Origin of the sequence: Caulobacter hibisci (genome assembly GCF_016135805.1) — a bacterium.
Classification (GTDB): Bacteria; Pseudomonadota; Alphaproteobacteria; order Caulobacterales; family Caulobacteraceae; genus Caulobacter; species Caulobacter hibisci.
This window is the reverse complement of sequence record NZ_JADWOX010000009.1, coordinates 144,328-162,061: the sequence shown is the minus strand read 5'-3', so window position 1 is coordinate 162,061 and position 17,734 is coordinate 144,328. Positions and strand designations below refer to the sequence as shown.

At 63.7% G+C, this 17,734-nt stretch carries 15 protein-coding genes; 6 read left to right on the top strand and 9 right to left on the bottom strand.

The window, feature by feature from the left end; all coding sequences use genetic code 11:
• Positions 1 to 464: 464 nt before the first annotated feature.
• Complete coding sequence (locus I4Q42_RS14570; protein WP_198576806.1) at positions 465 to 2,261, bottom strand: ATP-binding protein; 1,797 nt, start codon at positions 2,259 to 2,261, stop codon at positions 465 to 467.
• Between the two features lie 294 nt (positions 2,262 to 2,555).
• On the opposite strand from I4Q42_RS14570, the gene I4Q42_RS14565 reads away from it, so the two are divergent.
• From I4Q42_RS14565 to I4Q42_RS14555, 3 genes are all read left to right on the top strand, one after another.
• Positions 2,556 to 3,617, top strand: a complete 1,062-nt coding sequence (locus tag I4Q42_RS14565) for a sensor histidine kinase (protein WP_198576805.1) — start codon at positions 2,556 to 2,558, stop codon at positions 3,615 to 3,617.
• An 80-nt stretch (positions 3,618 to 3,697) separates the two neighbouring features.
• A complete protein-coding gene (locus tag I4Q42_RS14560; RefSeq protein WP_198576804.1) occupies positions 3,698 to 4,726 on the top strand; it encodes a zinc-dependent alcohol dehydrogenase in 1,029 nt (342 codons plus the stop codon).
• 34 nt (positions 4,727 to 4,760) lie between these two features.
• Positions 4,761 to 5,129 carry a c-type cytochrome gene (locus I4Q42_RS14555; RefSeq protein WP_232793140.1) on the top strand — a complete coding sequence of 123 codons (369 nt, stop codon included), beginning with the start codon at positions 4,761 to 4,763 and terminating at the stop codon, positions 5,127 to 5,129.
• Here the strand turns inward: I4Q42_RS14555 and I4Q42_RS14550 are convergent.
• The gene (locus tag I4Q42_RS14550; RefSeq protein WP_198576802.1) at positions 5,124 to 6,311 is read right to left on the bottom strand and encodes an acetate/propionate family kinase; all 1,188 of its coding nucleotides are present in this window, start codon (positions 6,309 to 6,311) and stop codon (positions 5,124 to 5,126) included. The two genes, I4Q42_RS14555 and I4Q42_RS14550, sit on opposite strands and share 6 nt — an antisense overlap.
• On the bottom strand, positions 6,308 to 7,273 hold the full coding sequence (locus I4Q42_RS14545; protein WP_198576801.1) for a bifunctional enoyl-CoA hydratase/phosphate acetyltransferase: 966 nt from the start codon (positions 7,271 to 7,273) through the stop codon (positions 6,308 to 6,310). The genes I4Q42_RS14550 and I4Q42_RS14545 overlap by 4 nt, the downstream gene beginning before the upstream one ends.
• A gap of 119 nt (positions 7,274 to 7,392) precedes the next feature.
• Between I4Q42_RS14545 and I4Q42_RS14540 the strand changes: the two genes are divergently transcribed.
• Positions 7,393 to 7,917: a pyridoxamine 5'-phosphate oxidase family protein gene (locus tag I4Q42_RS14540; RefSeq protein ID WP_198576800.1), complete on the top strand. Its 525-nt coding sequence runs from the start codon at positions 7,393 to 7,395 to the stop codon at positions 7,915 to 7,917.
• Positions 7,918 to 8,098: 181 nt separating this feature from the next.
• Here I4Q42_RS14540 and nhaA read toward each other — a convergent pair whose 3' ends face one another.
• Positions 8,099 to 9,292, bottom strand: a complete 1,194-nt coding sequence (nhaA, locus tag I4Q42_RS14535; RefSeq protein ID WP_198576799.1) for a Na+/H+ antiporter NhaA — start codon at positions 9,290 to 9,292, stop codon at positions 8,099 to 8,101.
• Positions 9,293 to 9,557: 265 nt separating this feature from the next.
• Positions 9,558 to 9,917, bottom strand: a complete 360-nt coding sequence (locus I4Q42_RS14530) for a VOC family protein (protein ID WP_101717104.1) — start codon at positions 9,915 to 9,917, stop codon at positions 9,558 to 9,560.
• 48 nt (positions 9,918 to 9,965) lie between these two features.
• On the opposite strand from I4Q42_RS14530, the gene I4Q42_RS14525 reads away from it, so the two are divergent.
• Positions 9,966 to 10,298 (top strand): MarR family transcriptional regulator, encoded by a 333-nt coding sequence (locus tag I4Q42_RS14525; protein ID WP_332873083.1) that lies wholly within the window; start codon positions 9,966 to 9,968, stop codon positions 10,296 to 10,298.
• Positions 10,299 to 10,301: 3 nt separating this feature from the next.
• Here the strand turns inward: I4Q42_RS14525 and I4Q42_RS14520 are convergent, their stop codons facing one another.
• Positions 10,302 to 10,745, bottom strand: coding sequence for a VOC family protein (locus I4Q42_RS14520; protein WP_198576797.1), 444 nt, complete (start codon positions 10,743 to 10,745; stop codon positions 10,302 to 10,304).
• A 297-nt stretch (positions 10,746 to 11,042) separates the two neighbouring features.
• Here I4Q42_RS14520 and I4Q42_RS14515 point away from each other — a divergent pair, with 297 nt between their 5' ends.
• Complete coding sequence (locus I4Q42_RS14515; RefSeq protein WP_198576796.1) at positions 11,043 to 12,197, top strand: vWA domain-containing protein; 1,155 nt, start codon at positions 11,043 to 11,045, stop codon at positions 12,195 to 12,197.
• 134 nt (positions 12,198 to 12,331) lie between these two features.
• Here I4Q42_RS14515 and I4Q42_RS14510 read toward each other — a convergent pair whose 3' ends face one another.
• The 3 genes from I4Q42_RS14510 to I4Q42_RS14500 form a co-directional block, all read right to left on the bottom strand.
• The gene (locus I4Q42_RS14510; RefSeq protein ID WP_198576795.1) at positions 12,332 to 13,591 is read right to left on the bottom strand and encodes a hypothetical protein; all 1,260 of its coding nucleotides are present in this window, start codon (positions 13,589 to 13,591) and stop codon (positions 12,332 to 12,334) included.
• Positions 13,592 to 13,992: 401 nt separating this feature from the next.
• Positions 13,993 to 14,850: a restriction endonuclease gene (locus tag I4Q42_RS14505; protein WP_198576794.1), complete on the bottom strand. Its 858-nt coding sequence runs from the start codon at positions 14,848 to 14,850 to the stop codon at positions 13,993 to 13,995.
• Positions 14,850 to 17,639 (bottom strand): DNA methyltransferase, encoded by a 2,790-nt coding sequence (locus I4Q42_RS14500; protein WP_198576793.1) that lies wholly within the window; start codon positions 17,637 to 17,639, stop codon positions 14,850 to 14,852. Before I4Q42_RS14500 ends, I4Q42_RS14505 begins: the two co-directional genes overlap by 1 nt.
• Positions 17,640 to 17,734: the final 95 nt, after the last annotated feature.

The window sequence follows — 17,734 nt, the reverse complement described above, 5'->3', positions numbered from 1 at the left end:
TTCTGACATAATAAAAAATCAGCGAAGGATGTGCATATCAAGCGTGACCTTGATAGCCCGCACGGCCAGCGCAGTATTTTCTCCGGCGAAATATTTAACCGCTGTCATGCCGCCAAAGATTCATCTTTTCAACTCACGACGCTTGATGATTACTCGCTATTGGCAGCGCCATTCCCATCTCGCGAACTTGCCCCATGCATCCATTCGTTCGGCTGCCAAGGCGGTTTCACTCGCAGATTTCGAACGTCAGCTGATCATGCTGATGCCTCATATGCGCGCGCCAGCGCGGGCCCTTTGCGGTAACGCCGCCGAGACTGATGAGTTTTGCAAGACGCCTTCGCCAATGCCTGGAAGGGTCCGCGCCATCAGCGCACTCTAGAACAGCGCCAGAATCCGACCTTCACGACTGCGGCCGACCACGCCAGGGGGATCTTCGATCCAACATTGAAGGGAGCAGCAAGGACCTAGCTCTCGATCATCTCCCGAATTTTGGCGCCCAAGGCGTCGAGCGTGAAAGGCTTGGTCAGCAAGTCCATCCCCGGCGCCAGGAAATCGCCGCGGACAGCGGCGCTCTCCGCGTATCCGGTGACGAACAGCACCTTAAGACCCGGCCGAATGTCGCGCGCAAGATCGGCTAGCTTGCGGCCGTTGAGACCGGGTAAGCCGACGTCAGACCCCATTAGGTCGATGCGTTGATCCGATCTCAGCACCGGCAGAGCCTCTCGGCTATCGGCGGCGACATGGCCGACATAGCCTAGCTCAGTAAGGACCTCGACGATCAGCAAACGCACCGTCGGATCATCCTCGACAACCAGGACGTTCTCGCCGCGCCCCTGCGGCGTGGCGGCCTCGGCGACATCACCGATCAACCTTTCCGCGCTGTTGGCCCGCGGCAGGTAAAGCTTCACGGTCGTTCCGGCGCCGACCGCACTGTCGATGCGGACGTGGCCGCCACTCTGCTTGGCAAAGCCATAGATCATCGACAGGCCAAGCCCCGTGCCCTGCCCCGGCGCCTTGGTGCTGAAGAACGGGTCGAAGGCCTTGGCGACGACCTCCGGCGTCATGCCTGTTCCAGTGTCGGAGACGCAGACGACGATATAAGGGCCTGGCGTGACCTCTTCACCGACGAGGGATTGGGACGCGTGCATCTGGGTATTGGTGGTCTCGATCCGCAGTCGCCCGCCCTCGGGCATGGCGTCACGCGCGTTCAGCGTGAGGTTCAGGATGGCGTTCTCGAGTTGGTTGGCGTCCGTAAGAGCGGGCCAGAGCCCCGCGCCCAAGACCACTTCGAACCGGACCTGCTCGCCGAGTGTCCGGCGAAGCATGTCGTCCATGCCAGCGATCAGGGCGTTGACGTCCGAAGGTTTGGCGTCGAGCGATTGGCGACGCGCGAACGCCAGGAGCCTATGGGTCAAGGCCGCCGCCCGTTGCGCCGAGGTCGAGGCTGCGTCCATGAAACGAGCGATGTCCTGGGTCCGGCCGGCGTCCATGCGCCGGCGGATGAGATCCAAAGATCCAGTGATCCCGGTCAGCAGATTGTTGAAGTCATGGGCGATGCCGCCGGTCAGTTGCCCGATCGCCTCCATCTTTTGGCTCTGCCGCAGCTTCTCCTCGGCCAGTTCTCGGTGGCCGTGCTCGGCCTCGAAGGCGTGGGTGCGTTCGGCGACCCGCTCTTCCAATGTCTCGTTGGCTTTGCGAAGTGCGCTTTCGCTAATCCGCAACTCGGCTTGGGCGGCGCGCATCTTCTGGCCGACCTGAAGGCGGTCGACGGCGGCGGCTATCAGGTTGGCGTAGCCTCGGAGGAATTTTGTGTCGCGTGCGACGAAATGTCCGGGCGTGCGGCTATCGACCTGCAAGATGCCGAACGGCCCCTTACCCTCGGCACCGAGGATGATGACGCTGACGATGCACTTGACGCCATGGTCCTTGATGAAGTCGGCGTATTCGAACCGCGTCTCATGATCGATGTCGACGGACATAACTGGCTCACCGGTGTTGAGGGCATAGCCCTCTGACGACCCCTTCACGGCTTCCACCGTTAGATGGCCGACGACGCCCGGGTTCCAGCCCACGCCGGCGCGAACCAGCAGGGTCAGGCCGTCAGCCTGGATCTCCATCACCTTGGCCAGATCGGTGCCAAGCGCCTCTCCCACCAATCGGCAGGCTTCCGTCAAGATGTCGTCGAGGTTCTCGGAACGCAGCGCCATCTCGCCAAACTTGGCCAGAACGTCTTGTTGGCGCAGGAGGGTGGCTTCGGTCATTGAGGGTTCGGAAAAGACCGCTCCACTGATCAGGACCTGTGCCCAATCGAGAGCGCGAGCCTTGCTAGGCGAGGAGGCATACCCCTGCGCCCAGCATCAACGCACCGCAGTCTCTGCGAGGTGCATGGGATCGTGCGGAAATGATAAATAAGTTTATCGTGCCGGACCCCACTCATCGATGCTAGTATTTTCTCGATATTGAGTGCGTGTGATATTTTATCATATCTCAATTTCCAAAATACGAATCAGGTACGGCTTTCGTTCCGCGAGCCTCTGACTCTTGAAGGGACAGCCGTGGCTGCCCATTCCATTTTGCACAAGGACGCCGGGAATGGCTTAGCGTTGGCCATCGTGGCGTCGTCAACCGAGCCCTTGCTGTTGCTGGATCAAGACCAGACGGTGATCGCCGCCAGCGCGTCCTTTTGCCTTGCCTTTCACATTGAACCCATCGGCATCGCCGGCCAACGGATCACCGATCTTGGATCGGGCGAATGGAACGTGCCTCAACTGAAGTCGCTGCTAAGCGCCACGGCCTCCGGCAGCGCGCAGGTCGACGCCTATGAGTTGGAGCTTAAGGTGCCCGGTCTGGCCTCCAGGCAACTGGTGCTGAACGCCGAGAAGCTGGTGTTTGGCGGGCCCGAGACAAAACTCCTGCTGCTGGCCGTCGCCGACGTCACCGACCAGCGCCTCGCCGTAAAGGTGAGGGACGACCTCGTGCGCGAGAAGGCCGCCATGCTGAAGGAACTGCAGCACAGGGTCGCTAATAGTCTGCAGATCATTGCCAGCGTCCTGCTGCAGAGCGCTCGCAAGGTTCAGTCGGAAGAGACCCGGGGTCATCTCCACAACGCGCATCATCGGGTGATGTCAGTTGCGGCTGTACAACGCCAGTTGGTGACGACAGGCGAGCCAGAGGTCGGCCTAGCCGGCTATTTCACGGAGCTTTGCGCCAGCATCGCCGCCTCGATGATACCTGACCCGGGGCAGCTGACGCTTAGCGTCGAGTGTGACGCCAGCGCCACCGACTCGGAGACTTCGGTCAGCCTGGGCTTGATCATCACCGAGCTGGTGATCAATGCGCTCAAGCACGGCTTTCCCCCCGGGCACCGTGGGATGATCAAGGTCAGCTATCGATCGCGTGGAGCAAACTGGTCGATGTCGGTGACCGACAACGGCGTAGGCATGCCGACGGGCGGCGCCGAAAAGCCAGGCCTTGGCACCAGTATCGTTCGCGCCCTGGCGACGCAGTTGAAAGCCGATGTTCGAGTCGTCGACATGACACCGGGCACGGCCGTCTTGATCGAGCACAAGGCATTCGCGGGCCCGGGCGTTGAGCCGCCAATGGCGCTTGCGGTCTGACGACTTTGCTCGCGCTGGATTTCCAGTGCGACCCGGACCTGAGCGTCTGACCGGAGGCGAGACTTTTAAGGGCCAACCCCATGTCCTCGAAGATGCAAGCTGCGGTCGTTGTGGCGTTTGGCGCGCCGCTGGCGCTGCAATCCCTAGATATCCCGGTACCGGCCGCTGGCCAGATCCTGATCAAGACCGAGGCCTGTGGCGTCTGCCACACCGACCTTCACGCGGCCAATGGCGACTGGCCGGTCAGGCCAACGCCGCCGTTCATCCCAGGGCACGAGGCCATTGGCCGGGTTGTCGCCTTGGGCGCGGGCGTTACGGCGGTGAAGCTGGGCGACCTCGTCGGCGCGCCGTGGCTCTATTCGGCTTGCGGTCACTGCGAGCACTGCCTTTCAGCCTGGGAGACGGTCTGCGGCGAGGCGCAGTTTGGCGGCTACACTCAGAACGGCGGCTTTGCGGAATTTCTGCTGGCCGATCCCGACTATGTCGCCCGCATCCCGGATGGCTTGAGCGCGGCTCAGGCCGCGCCGATCATCTGCGCCGGCGTCACCTGCTACAAGGGTCTCAAGGAGACCGCCGCCAAGCCGGGCGACTGGGTGGCGATCTCGGGCGCCGGCGGGCTGGGCCACCTGGCCATCCAGTACGGCAAGGCCATGGGTTTTCGGGTCTGCGCCGTCGATATCGACGATGGCAAGCTGGCCCATGCGACGCGCCTTGGCGCGGACCTAGTCTTCAACGCCCAAGGCGGTGGCGTCATAGAGGCGTTGAGGGATGCGACAGGCGGCGGGGCCCATGGCGTGCTGATCACCGCGCCTTCGCTTGAGGCGTTCCATCAGGGCGTCGCCATGACGCGCAAGCGCGGGACCTGCGTCCTGGTCGGCCTGCCGGCCGGCGAATTCCCAGTGCCGCTGTTCGACGTAGTCGCCAACTGCATCACCATTCGCGGATCCTTCGTCGGCACGCGCCAGGACATGGCCGAGGCCCTGGCCTTCGCCGCGGCCGGGAAGGTCAAGGCGGACATCGAGATCCAACCGCTGTCGGCCATCAACGATGTGCTGGACCGGCTGAAGCATGGTCAGGTCCCATCTCGTGTCGTCCTTGAATTCGCGTGAGACGATGACCAAAATGATCCATAGAATCTTGGCCTTGGTCACCGCCGCTTTCGTTCTGGCAACCGGTACGGGCGCGCTCGCCGCTGAACGTGCTGACGAGGTCAGAGGCGGCAGACGTCTGGCTGAGAGACACTGCGGGGGTTGTCACGCCGTCGACAAGGGTCCGAGCCCGTTAGCCGATGCGCCGCGGTTTCGCGATCTGCACAAGCGTTATAGGGCCGGCGGCCTGGCTGAGCTTCTGGAGGAAGGCATGCTGCAACCCTCGCGCATGCCCGAGGAGGGCTCGCCGAGGCGCCATCCACGCATGCCCATGGCGGTGCTCGGCGACGACGAGATCGCCCAACTGGCGGCCTATCTCAAAAGCCTGGAACCGCCGCGCTCGAAAGGCCGCCTCAAGTCATAGGTCCTTGATGATCTCCAGGGCATGACGGGCGATCATCACCTCCTCGTCCGTGGGGATCACCCAGACCGCCACCCTGCTCTGGCTGTCGCTGACGAGGCCTTGGCCCTGTTGGTTGGCGCCTTGGTCAAGGACAAGGCCAGTCCAGGCCAGGCGGTTGGCGACGGCGTTTCGGATCGCCGCGGCGTTCTCGCCGATGCCGCCGGTGAAGACCACGCCATCCAGGCCGCCGAGCGACGACATCAGCGCGCCGGCCTCGCGGGCGATGCGAAACACGAAGAGATCGACGGCTTGCTGGGCTTTGGGATCCTCGCTGGCCAGCAAGGCGCGCATGTCGCTGGACACCTGCGACACGCCCAGGAGGCCGGATCTATTGTACAATAGATCTTCGACAGCGGCCGGGGTGAGGCCCGCCTGCTGTTGCAGATAGAGGATCACGCCAGGATCGAGCGCCCCGCACCGCGTGCCCATCATCAGTCCGTCCAGGGCGGTAAAGCCCATGGTGGTGTCTAGGCTTTGGCCCGAGCTGATCGCGCAGAGACTGGCGCCAGCCCCAAGGTGGGCGACCAGCACCTTGCCGGCCGATAGCGCCGGATCGAGCGCTTGCAATCGTCCGGCGACATACTCGTAAGACAGTCCGTGAAATCCGTAGCGCCGCACGCCCTGCTCGTGCCAGGCGCGCGGCAGCGCAAAGCGGGTCACGACGTCGGCGTGAGCGCTGTGGAAGGCGGTGTCGAAACAGGCGACCTGCGGCAGGCCGGGGCGCGCCGCCTGGGCGGCTCTGATGGCCGCCAGGTTGTGCGGCTGATGCAGGGGGGCCATGGGCGTCAGGGCGTCCAAGGCCGACAGCACCGGCTCGGTGACGAGAACCGGCGTCGTGAACGAGGCGCCGCCATGGACCACGCGGTGGCCGATCGCCTTCAGGCGTGCTTGGCCCAGATGATCGTCGATCCATTCCAGCAGCGGCTCGAGAAAGGCCTCGTGCGCCAACCCCGCGTCAGCGCTCCAGCGTCGCTCGACCAAGACGGCGCCGTCAGCATCCACCGCGACCATGTGGGGCGCGGCGCCGATGTTCTCGACCTTGCCGCGCAGGCGAGGCTTGACTTCATCGCCAGGGTTGACCGCGAAGACCGCGAACTTCAGGCTCGAAGAACCGGCGTTGAGCGTGAGGATTGCCTGGCTCACAGGGCGGCCTTGGCTGCTGCGGCCTGAGCCGCGCGCGCCATCAGCACCGCCACCGCGCACGAGGCGATGCGGGCGCTTTCTGGATCGGCGCGGCTGGTCAGGATAATCGGGACCTTCGCGCCGACCACGACGCCGGCGGCGTCGGCGCCGGCCAGGAAGGTCAGCTGCTTGGCCAGGATATTGCCCGCCACCAGATCTGGCACGACCAGGATATCGGCCTCCCCCGCGACCGGCGAAACGATGCCCTTGTCCCTGGCCGCGTCCGGACTGATGGCGTTGTCGAACGCCAGCGGGCCATCGAGCACACCGCCGGTGATCTGGCCACGATCAGCCATCTTGCAGAGGGCGGCCGCGTCGAGCGTCGACTGGATCTTGGGGTTCACGGTCTCGACGGCGGACAGGATCGCCACCTTGGGGGTCTCAAGGCCGAGCACCAGCGCCAGATCGATCGCGTTCTGGACGATGTCGCGCTTGTCGGCCAGGGACGGGGCGATATTGATCGCGCCGTCGGTGATCAGCAGCGGCCGCGGGTAGCGGGGGACGTCCATCAGATAGACGTGGCTGATCCGCCGCTCAGTGCGCAATCCGGTCTCGACCGCCATCACGGCGCTCATCAGCTCGTCGGTGTGGAGCGAGCCTTTCATCAGCAGCTGCGCCTCACCCGCGCGGACCAAGGCGACGGCGCGCGCGGCGGCGGCATGGCTGTGCGGCGCATCCTCTAGACGAAAGGTCGAAATATCCACCTTGGCCAGATCGGCGGCGGCCTGGATCCGGGCGCGGGGGCCCACCAGGATCGGCGCGATCAAGCCCAGGGCCGCGCTCTCTACCGCGGCGCTGATCGAACTGACGTCGCAGGGATGGGCCACCGCCGTCGGGACCGGGGGCGCGCCCGCGCATCGCGCCAGCACCGTCCGGCGCCAACCGTGGGTGTGAAAGCCGCTCTCTTCGCCCGCCTGGATCATCAGTCCCTCCCTGGCTGTCGCAGCCTTTAGGGCCCCGCGAGCATTAGCATGGGGTGGCTGCCACGTCCGTGCGCTGGCGGCGGCCGGCCAAGATTCCCCCAGCGACCAGGAACGACGCCATGCCCACGGACAGCCTCAGTTGCTCTGACGGGGAAGCCGCTTTGATCTCGCCTGAGCAACGACGCCGTATCGACGCCGTTCTCGACGACAACCAAGTCATGACCTTGGCCACGAACCGGCCCGACGGCTGGCCGCAGGCCACGCACGTCAACTATCTGCATGACGGCGGGGCGTTGTATTTTGTCGTGGCCCGCGAGAGCCAAAAACTGGCGAATGTCCAGCGGGACGGTCGGGTGTCGATCACCATTGGCGGCGCTGGCCGATCACGCGCGATCGGCCTCTCCATGGCCGCCATGGTCACCGAAGTCACCGACGTGGGGCGCATCTCTCAGCTCAATACTCTGCTTTGGAGCACGCCGGCTGGGGCGGCGTTCTCGCCCCACCCTGCGGCCAACAGCATCGCGGTGCTGAAGGCGGAGCCGCGGATCGTCTCACTCGTCGATTATGCGAAGCCGCCGGGTCAGAGCCAAACAGTCGTGATGGAGGCGTCTCAGACGAGCAGCGCGCTATCAGCCCACGCGTGACGCAGCCGCCGCGAGGGTCTGACCTGCCGCCCGCTGTCGCCGCCCTGACCCTGCGCTGCGGGGCTCGGATATCCGGCTAGCGGCCACGTAGCGCCAGGAGCCGACCCTGGGCCGGCTCCAGGAACACGACCTTTGCGGGGCAGATTCATCGAGTGATCACCGGCCACGAAACGCTCGGCTGTCACGCTTCAAGCGTTTGAGCCGCAACTGGTAGGCGCTTCTTGGAACGGCTCAACAGGGCGGCTCCAAGCAACGCTGAAGCAAGCGAGCCGACAAGAACCCCCACCTTCACCTCGTCTTGAAGCGCCGCATCCTTGAACGCCAGGAGCCCAATGAAGAGGCTCATTGTAAAACCAATCCCGCACAGCAGACTGACACCGTAAAGTTGGAGCCAGGAGGCCGCGACGGGCAAGCACGCGATCCGCAAGCGGATCGCCAGCCATGCCGCCAGGAAGACGCCGGCTGGCTTGCCCAGGAACAGACCCAAGGCCACGCCCAGCGTGACGCGCTGGAAAAGCACCGAAGCCGTCATGCCGGCGAAGGATACGCCGGCATTGGCGAAGCCGAAGATCGGGACGACCAGGAACGCCACCCAGGGCGACAGCCCGTGTTCCAGGCGATGGAGCGGCGAGGTCGCATCGTCCGGCGCGGCCTTTGAGGCGTGCAAGGGAATGGTCATGGCCAGGACCACGCCGGCGATCGTGGCGTGGATGCCCGACAGGAAGACGAGCCACCAAAGGGCAAGGCCGAGCACCAGATAGGGCGCGAGCCTCGTCACTTTTAGCCGGTTGAGGCCCACCAGCAGCAGGCTGGCGATCACTGCCCCCGCGAGCGCCGCGACATTGAGTTCGGCGGTGTAGAACACGGCGATGATCAGCACCGCCGCGAGGTCGTCAACAATGGCGAGCGTCGCCAGAAAAACCTTGAGGCTCGTCGGAACTCGCGGACCCAGGAGCGAGAGAACGCCGAGCGCAAAGGCGATGTCTGTTGCGGTCGGGATCGCCCAGCCGCGAAGTGTGTCGCTGCTTGCTGTATTGAAACCGGCATAGATGAGTCCGGGAATGACAACACCGCCGGCCGCGGCGATGCACGGCAGCGCTCGGTTTGACCAGGTGGCCAACTGCCCGTCCAGGAACTCGCGCTTGATCTCCAGCCCGACGAACAGGAAGAAGATCGCCATCAGGCCATCGTTGATCCAATGGAGAAGGTCGAGACCGGCGAACGACGTGTGAAGCGCGCTGAAGTAGTTGTCCGCGAACGGTGAATTGGCGACGAAAAGCGCGAGCACGGCGGCGGCCATGAGGAGGAGCCCGCCGGCGGCTCCGCTGTCCAGAAGTTCTCGTAAGACAGACAGCTTGCGGGGGCGGTCAAGCATGGCGCGGGTCTCCGCGCTGGCGGCCCGACCAACGTAAACCCTGATCAACCAACACGGCTGACCACCCAGCCCTGTCTATCGCATCCAACCCTCGTGCGAACAAGGTCTCAGCCGTGCGTGGCTATGCGCCGTCTAGCTTCACGGGCGCATGGACGGCGGGCCTAGGTGCGCCAATTGCGGACTCGACGATCTCTCCAGGAAGGCGACGCTCAGCGAGCTTGTCTGCCGGTGACACGAACCACCCGGTAGATTGAGCGGCAATCCGTCATCGGCTTGATAGAAAGAACGTATTCCCGTCCGGATCCTGGAAATAGACATGAGGGAAAGGCTTTAACTCTGGCGGCGCCAAAAAGGTCACCCCCTTTTCCAGCAGTCGTTCGTATTCGTACTGCACGCTGTCACAGCCAAAGGAACCGTTGAAAAAGGTGCCAACTCTGTCTTCGTGACCTTCCGGCGTGAAGAGCAAGATGCCGGTTTGGGCGCCTGGGATGGAGAGTTCGATCCAGCGCCTGTCGCCGATCGGGCGATCCGTCGTGATGATAAACCCCATGACGCCTGTCCAAAAGGCTAGGGCCCGCTCCTGATCTCTGGTTGGAATTCCAACATAGTTGAGCTTCTTGATCACCAGCCAGTTTCCACGCCACAGGCCGTCAACTTGCGACCAGAGACCCGCGTGGTATCGGCTAGTCCGATGAGCAACAAGCAGTACACGGTGGACGCCTATGTCCTCGACACTCTCATGCGCGACCTGGTGGGTCACGATCACCGGGCCTCGGCGTTTCTGGTCTATCTAGCCTTGGCGGCCCTGGGCGATACCCGCCCTCGCCTCAGTCACGCCCAGTTGGCGGAGCGGACCGGACTGTCAAAGCGCAGCGTTCAGGCCGCGGTGATCCATCTTGCCGAGCGAGACCTGATACGCCCCACCCGGTCCGGCACCACCGACGTGACCCGCTACGAGGTTCTGACCCCATGGCGGCGTGGGGCCGAACCCGCGCCAGGTCCGTAGGGCTCATTTAGGCTGCCACAACTCAACCAGCGTGCCGTCGGGGTCTTGCACCCAGGCAAACCGTCCGAAGGCATTGTCGTCGTCGCGCTTTAAAATGGCGACGTTTGACGCCCGCAGCCGAGTGCTAATCGCATCCATGTCATCCACGGCGAAGTTGACCATGAACTCGCGCGTTGATGGCGCCATGTGGTCGGAGGTGTCTGGGAAGGCCATCCAGGAGATCTTAGGCGGGTGGCCCGGCGCATCGTAAGGCAGCGCCGCACCGCCCCAGGCGGCGACATCCAAGCCAAGGGCATCGCGATACCAGTTCGCCAGGGCTTTGGGATCCTTGCTTTTGACGAACACGCCCCCAATGCCGGTCACACGGCCGATCGGCTCAGCCATGGCCGCCGCCTGACAGGCGAGCGCAAAGGCGATCGCGAATACTGGTTTCAAGAACGCCTTCATTCATGGTGCTCCCCTGAGGTCCCAAGCATGTCCAACCTTGCGTGGCCGTTATAGATCGGGTGGCGCATAACGCGCACTGGAAGCAACGATTGCTATAGCAGCGATGGTAGATCGCGTTTGCACGAGCCTGGGCGGGGTCGCTGCGGACGAGGTCGCGGATCGGCTGGCTGGCGCCAAAAGCGATCTTAGGACCGCTTCCAGGAACCGGGCGTTCAACATCAAGGTCGAGAAGACTGCATCGCCCTTACTAGGGCTTTGCCTACGACCGGCCGCGTGCTGATGAGAGAGGCGACGCAGATGATGGTTATTCCTGTTCGTAGTCTCGTGGGCTCTACGCTTGCCCTTACACTGATCGGCTGCGGAGGCCCCTCGAGCGATAAGAGCGCCGCGACTGACAGCGACCTGGTCAAGTCCGAGGGAAAAGCCCAAACAGGTTCTGCGGAGGCCCGGGCCTATGTCGCCCAGTTCACGAAGAAGGACCCAGAGGCGTGCTTCAAAAAGGATGTGGCGCTTCAACAGCCGACGCTGAAAGGTCCCGCTGGGGCAATCGGCGCACGGGTCCCGCCGACGCGCGTGATCGTGATGATCGACGGGTCCGGTTCGATGGCAGGACAAATGGGCGGTCGGACCAAGCTCGAACTGGCGCGGGAGGCGGCGCTGGGCTTTGTCGATGGACTGCCCGCGTCGGTGCAGACGTCCCTGCTGGTCTTCGGCCAACAGGGAAACAACAGCCAGGCCGGCAAGGCGAAATCCTGCTCGACCATCGACGTGCTCGCGCCGATGTCGGCGGACCGGGGGAGCCTCCGCACGGCGCTGGGACAGGTCCGCGCGGTCGGCTGGACGCCGCTCGCCGCCGGGCTCGGTCGCGCCGAGGCGCTGCTGGCCGCCTCCACCACGCGCGGTGAGCAGGTCATCTATGTCGTGTCGGACGGGGAAGAGACCTGCGGCGGCGATCCCGTGGACGTCGCCCGTCGGATCAACGGCGGCCGCACGCGGGCGATCATCAATGTCATCGGCTTCAACCTGCCATCGGGCGAGGCGGCCAAACTGACCGCGGTCGCGCGCGCGGGCGGCGGCGGGTTCGTCAACCTGTCCAACGAGGCGGAGCTCGAGAGATCGGCGCAAGTGCGGGAATGGATGCGGCGATCGGACAACCACGTCGCGACCTGGACGGCCACCAGCGACAATCACGTTGCGACCAGCAGCGCCATCAGCGACACCCATGTATGCATCAGCGGCCTCATCTCCGAAGAGCATGTCGCTATGTCCAGCGACCTCTCGGATTGCCAGGTGGCTGGGCGACCCTTATCCTTCGCAGAGGAAGCCAGAGCCTTATTGGAAGCGCGCCACGATGAGCTGCGGGCGAGGGATGAGGCCTATCGGGCCGAACTTACCAACGCAGAGGCCGGGGCAAAACGGAACATCGATTCAGCGGCGAATGCGAACCGCTGAACAGCCCTCCTATCCTCCAGGCAAGGTCTACAACCCACCCTGCCCTGTAATCTCAGAGGCGGCGCTGCGCCTGAACCGCGCCATTACCAGAACTTGATGCGTCTCCGATAACCGGACATTCGCCGGCTGTGTAGTCACGGCGCCGACGGGTAGGCGTCCTGGGGTTCATCGCCGAGCGCCTCGCCTAGGGCCTCAAGCACCTTGGCGAAATTTACCGACGGGTCAGCCTTGGCGGGCGCGAAGTCGCGATGGGCCAGAAAGTCGTCCTGAGCGGCTTCGACCAGGAGCTGGGATATGGCCGAGGCAAGAGCAGGGTCGGCAGTATGGGAAAAGGGGACCACCCGCTTTTCCTCCTCCTTGGCCGCCAGGGTGACGAAACATTTCGTCGGCGTCAGCGGGACGATCAGGCGATGTTCACCGTCGATCGAGCCGCGTGCGCAGAAGGTGTCCGGCAGAACAAAGACCGGCTTTTGCGCCGTCAAGATCGCCCACTGGCTCCACATGATTGGGCGCGAGTAGGCGTTGTAGATTTGGTTTTCCGTGAAGAGGGTCGCGTAAGCGCGGCGCGCCATTTCATCGAACTCGATGCCGGCGTCGCGAGCGGCTTCGTCGAGCATATCGCGCATCGACACCCGAAGCTGGCCGATGAAGCGCGGACTTCGCAGTAGGTGGATTACGAGATAGCCGACGAACGCCAGCTGCTGAGGCTGGTTGAGTGGGATGGTCTGCAGCAGCATCTCGATCGGCTGCTTGCCGTCATTCTCCAGCAGCGCGAAATAGGCCTCGACGCGGTCGTCCCATAGGCCGGTGCGGTGACCCCATTGGGCGAACAAGATCGCGTCGCCCGCCCACTCGCCGTCCTTGCGTTTCCACCGCGTCGCGGACGGGCCGTCGGCCCAAAAGTCGCGAATGAACCAGCGGCTGATGAAATGCTTGTCCGTGACGGTCTTGACCGCGAGCTTTCCAGGCAGGCGCGGCGTCTTCTCAAGCTCAAGCGCTTTTCGCGATTTGGGCGTCCATCGCTCGTCCATCTTCTTGGACCAGATGTGCTCGTGGCCGATCCGAGCGGTCTCCATGATGATCCCCTCGCCCTCCGGGCCAAGGCATTCAGCCCGCTCTGCTTGCGGGTCGATGTCCTGCAAGCGTCGTTCGCCGACGCGCTTATCGACGACCCGCTCGGCGTAGAACAGCATCAGCCGGGCCAATTCGAACGCCATCTCGGCCTTCATGTTGATATGCAGTTCGCGTTCGACTGCCTTTTCGAGATCGAACAGGGCTTTGATGATCCGCTGGACAACCTCGTCCCACACCGCGGCCAGCGCCTGGACCTTGTCCTCGGCAAGGGTCGGATCCCTCTTGCGGATCAGGGTGTCGGTGTAGAGCGTTGCTGGCATGGTCCGCGCGGGGATGACGGGCCAAGCCTAGCACTCATCCCGTATGGGCTCAGCAGAAATTGCGGCTGCGGCGCGCCCAAGCGTTGCCACATCGCTCGCGCGCTGAAGTATGCACCGATCTACGTGGAGCGGCGGGAGCAGCGCCCGAACCGGACATCAGCTTCGCCCAAGAAAACGCGACATTGAGACCTAAGTCGAGCGGATCGTCATCGCCCGGCGGGCGTTGGTGCGCCTCAACACCGGTGTTGCCGCGCTGCGAAAGCCGACAAGACTTAGGTCTGATGTGTATATTACCCCCGCCAAGGCCGCGTTCGATCTATTGTCAAGCTTCGCGAGGCTTCGGGTCGTCGCTCGTAACGCGACTTGACCTATGCTGGATCAACAACCTCAGGCGGATTGGGTCAGAAGTCCGCGAACGCCGCTTCGGTGACGGTCACTTCCTCGACCATCCGCACCCTTACACCCAGCCCGCGATCCTTTAGCAGGTCGCACAGAGCGTCGCCGTCGACCAGATCGATGGCCGGCGCGCCGTCGCGGGTAGCCTCGCGTCGGGCATCGGCGGTGAAGGTTCCTGTGGTGATGATTAGCCCCTTGTCGGTGCGCCCCACCATCGCACCACGGAAGTCGCGCACGGCGCCCGCCCCTACTGAGCCGGAGTAGCGCTTGCACTGGAACAGGACGTGGAAGGACAGCAGGTTAACCCGCAGCACCCCAGTGCCGTCGATGCCGCCGTCGCCGGACTTGCCGGTCACCTCGACCTTGATGAAGCCGTACTCGCGCAGGAGGCGTTGGCAGAGACGTTCGAAGGCGGAGGGGTCGAGGACCAGCAGCTGCGCCATCAGTTGGTCCTTCCAGTCGCCTGAGGCCTCCTCACCAGCAACCGTGCCCGGCTCGACAGGCTGGTCGCGCGCCTCCCGCACTTTTCGGCTATAGCTGCGCTGGACCTGTCGCATATTCTCCGCGAGCTCAATCGGCGTTATGTCCGCGCCCGCCGGCGTCAAAGTCCAGACGCCGCGCTGGCTGTTATCGACCACGCCGGCCAGCTTCAACCAGCTTCGGGCAAAACCCAGCCGCTGGGCCACGGCGAGTTCATTAAACTTGCCGACCCGGACGGCCAGAACGTCTTCGCTTAGGCCCATGTGCTGGGCCACGTCTTCCAGCATCTCCGCATTGCTCATGGACCGCCCATGAGCCTTCAGCCGTTCGATGATCGGCCACATGAAGGCTTCGTGGGTGGGAACATCAGCGGCGGTGGCCATCAGGCGTCGGCTTTCTTGCGCCGTTTGGACTTCGACGGCGCGACAAGCAAACCCGCCGTCATCTTCTCATACAGGGTGAACAGGTGTTCGACCCGCTCGCGGTCACTGTCGAACGGTGCCTTGCGGTAGAGGCGGCCGACAGCCTGATCCAGCGCCCGATGCGCGCGGCGCAAGTCGGCCGGCATGACGTCGGGATCGTACAGGTCGGCCAGTGTCGCCCCCGGATGGGCGGCGCGGGCGTCCAGCACCGCTTGGGCAAGTCCGTTTAGGCGCGACTTGTCAGCCTCGGTCAGTGTGGGCCAAGGGAAGGCGTTGTAGACGAGGCCGATCGAGTATTGATAGTCGCTCTTCAGCCGCCCTCCGATGTGCCGCATCCAGGCCATATGCATATTGGACGTGAGTAGTCCAAACTGCCACGGCGTGGCATCCACCAGAGTTTGCACCAACTGACTCGGCAGGGTCGGTGGTTCCAACCAACCTATCGGCAGATACTCGCGGCGTTCGGAGCTCACTTTCGGAATCGCTAGGAACGGCCGCTCGGGAATGGTCGTGACTTCGAACTTGGTCGGTTGGTCGGCGAGCTCCCGGGTCTTCGACTTCTGGCTTTTGGAACGATAAGCACGCACGGCGGCAACTCGTTCTGCGACTAGCGGCAAACGGCGGATCGTCTGAGGCTCGACGTTGTCTAAGCGAAGAATCCATCGCTCAATACCGTTGATGAACTCAACGGCGCCCACCAACCGGCGAAAGAGGGGTGCGGCCTCCGGTTCGGCCGCCAGGAACGCTCGCTTTTCGTCCGGAGTGAAGATGTAGTGCCCGTCATCGACGATCTTCGATCCCATGCGCAAAGACGGCATAAGACCAATGGGCAGCCTGGCTTCTCTCACAACCAAATGCGGGTCCCCCAGCGCTGAAGCGTCGAAGAGGTAAGGCGATAGTACCGAATGACGAGTTTCGTCCGGATTGCCGTTGATGTCGTCGTAGCTGAATAGGCGCCTTTCTGCTGGAGCCTCACCGCGTTTGACCAACCCAATCACGACCACATGTACGTGGGCCTTGCCACGGGCATCCGAGCCCCACGCGAATGTGCGATGGGCGAAAGCGATCTCAAGTCCGTAGCGTTGAAATAGCAGCGGCCACAGCTGAGCGACCTGCTCACCTTGGGTGATCGAGTTGGTCGATACGAAGCCGATGCGAGCGCTGGAGTTCCGGAGGTAGTCCCCTGCCTTGATAAACCACGCGCCCACATAGTCGAGCGATCCACCGCGCCCACTGTCGGCACCAATTACTCTCTTCATTTGAACGCGCTGCGCTGGGGTCTGGAAGCTCTGCCCCACAAACGGCGGGTTGCCGAAGACATAGCTGCACCGCTCCGGCGCCAATATCCCAGCCCAGTCGGTCTCCAACGCATCGCCATGAACGATGTGCGGCGCGGCCTTCAAAGGGATGCGGGCGAAGACCTGGCCGAACTCGAGGCTGAGCCGGTTGTTCATAATGTGGTCCATCATCCACATCGCCGTCTCGGCGATGCGGGCGGGGAACTCATCGACCTCGATGCCGTAGAACTGGTCAACGTCCACCTTGGACAGGGCGGCGGCCTCAAGCTCGCGCTGGCCGGTGGGATAGAGGGCCTTAAGCACCTCGATCTCGAGCGCGCGGAGTTCGCGATACGCGATGATCAGGAAATTGCCGCAGCCGCACGCGGGGTCGAACAGGTTGAGCCCGGCCAGCTTGTCCTGAAATGCCCGCAGGGCGGCCTCGCGACCGCGCTTCATGCCCTTGATGCGGGACAGTTCGCCGCGGAGGTCGTCGAGGAACAGCGGCTCGATGACCTTTAGGATGTTCTTTTCGGTGGTGTAGTGGGCGCCCTTGGCGCGGCGCTCCCTGGCATTCATCACGGACTGGAACAGGGCGCCAAAAATGGCCGGGCTGATCTTCTCCCACGAGAAGCCGCAGGCCTCGATCAGCCGGTCGCGCATCGCCGTGTTGAAGTTGGCGATAGGCAGGACTTCGCGGAACAGGTCGCCGTTGACGTACGGAAACAGGTTCAAATCTTCGTCCAGTCCCTTGCGCCAGGCTGCGTCCTCGGGAGTGTTTAGGGTCTGGAAGATCAGGTTCAGCTTGGGGCCGAGGTCTGAACCGTCGGACGCGGTGCGGTCGCGCAGATAGGTTTCCAGCATGCCCCGTTCAGGGAAGATGCCGGTGTCGTCGGCGAACAGGCAGAACAGCAACCGCACCAGCAGCCGCTCCAGCGGCGCGCCGTCGTAGGTGGGCTTGAGGGCGTCGTGCAGCTTGCCCATCAGCTCGGCGGCGATGATGTTGACCGGGTCCTGGTCCTGGAAGACCCGCTTCTCGACCCCGACGATGAAACCGAAGGCCTCGACATGGGCGGGCAGATCGGCGAGGGCGAAGCGGGTCTCCTCGCGGGTGTCGAGGTCGATCAGCTCGAAGAACTGGAAATCGCACAGCAGGATGTAACGCGGGAGCTCGTGGTCCTTGAGGCCGGGGAAATAGTCGTGGGCCTGCTTGCGGGCGCGGACGAGGTCGCGGCCTGCGCTTTTCTGCTCGACCAGCAGGACGCTCTTCCAGAACAGGTCGATGAAGCCGCGCTTCTCGCCCAGCAGGCGGACCGACTCTTCGAAGGTCGCGACCTTGCGGCGGCGGACGCCGAAGACCTCGAAGAAGTCGTTGTAGAAGCTCTGCGTCTCGCCCTTCTCGTAGTGGGCGTCGGCCCATTCGCGCGCGAAGTCGGCGGCGCGGGCGCGGATTTCATTCCAGCTGAGTCGCAAAGACGGTTTCCTCCCCTAGCCGCTCATTTGCCCCGGTTGGTAAGGCCCGCGCAACTGGCAAGCGGCGGCGTGGGGATTCATGACTGATCGATTGG

Excerpts from the sequence above, each read along its gene's own strand:
- I4Q42_RS14570 (WP_198576806.1), bottom strand. The coding sequence starts at position 2,261 with ATGACCGAAGCCACCCTCCTGCGCCAACAAGACGTTCTGGCCAAGTTT.
- I4Q42_RS14560 (WP_198576804.1), top strand. The coding sequence starts at position 3,698 with ATGTCCTCGAAGATGCAAGCTGCGGTCGTTGTGGCGTTTGGCGCGCCG.
- I4Q42_RS14545 (WP_198576801.1), bottom strand. The coding sequence starts at position 7,273 with ATGATCCAGGCGGGCGAAGAGAGCGGCTTTCACACCCACGGTTGGCGC.
- I4Q42_RS14540 (WP_198576800.1), top strand. The coding sequence starts at position 7,393 with ATGCCCACGGACAGCCTCAGTTGCTCTGACGGGGAAGCCGCTTTGATC.
- nhaA (WP_198576799.1), bottom strand. The coding sequence starts at position 9,292 with ATGCTTGACCGCCCCCGCAAGCTGTCTGTCTTACGAGAACTTCTGGAC.
- I4Q42_RS14520 (WP_198576797.1), bottom strand. The coding sequence starts at position 10,745 with ATGAAGGCGTTCTTGAAACCAGTATTCGCGATCGCCTTTGCGCTCGCC.
- I4Q42_RS14515 (WP_198576796.1), top strand. The coding sequence starts at position 11,043 with ATGATGGTTATTCCTGTTCGTAGTCTCGTGGGCTCTACGCTTGCCCTT.
- I4Q42_RS14510 (WP_198576795.1), bottom strand. The coding sequence starts at position 13,591 with ATGCCAGCAACGCTCTACACCGACACCCTGATCCGCAAGAGGGATCCG.
- I4Q42_RS14505 (WP_198576794.1), bottom strand. The coding sequence starts at position 14,850 with ATGGCCACCGCCGCTGATGTTCCCACCCACGAAGCCTTCATGTGGCCG.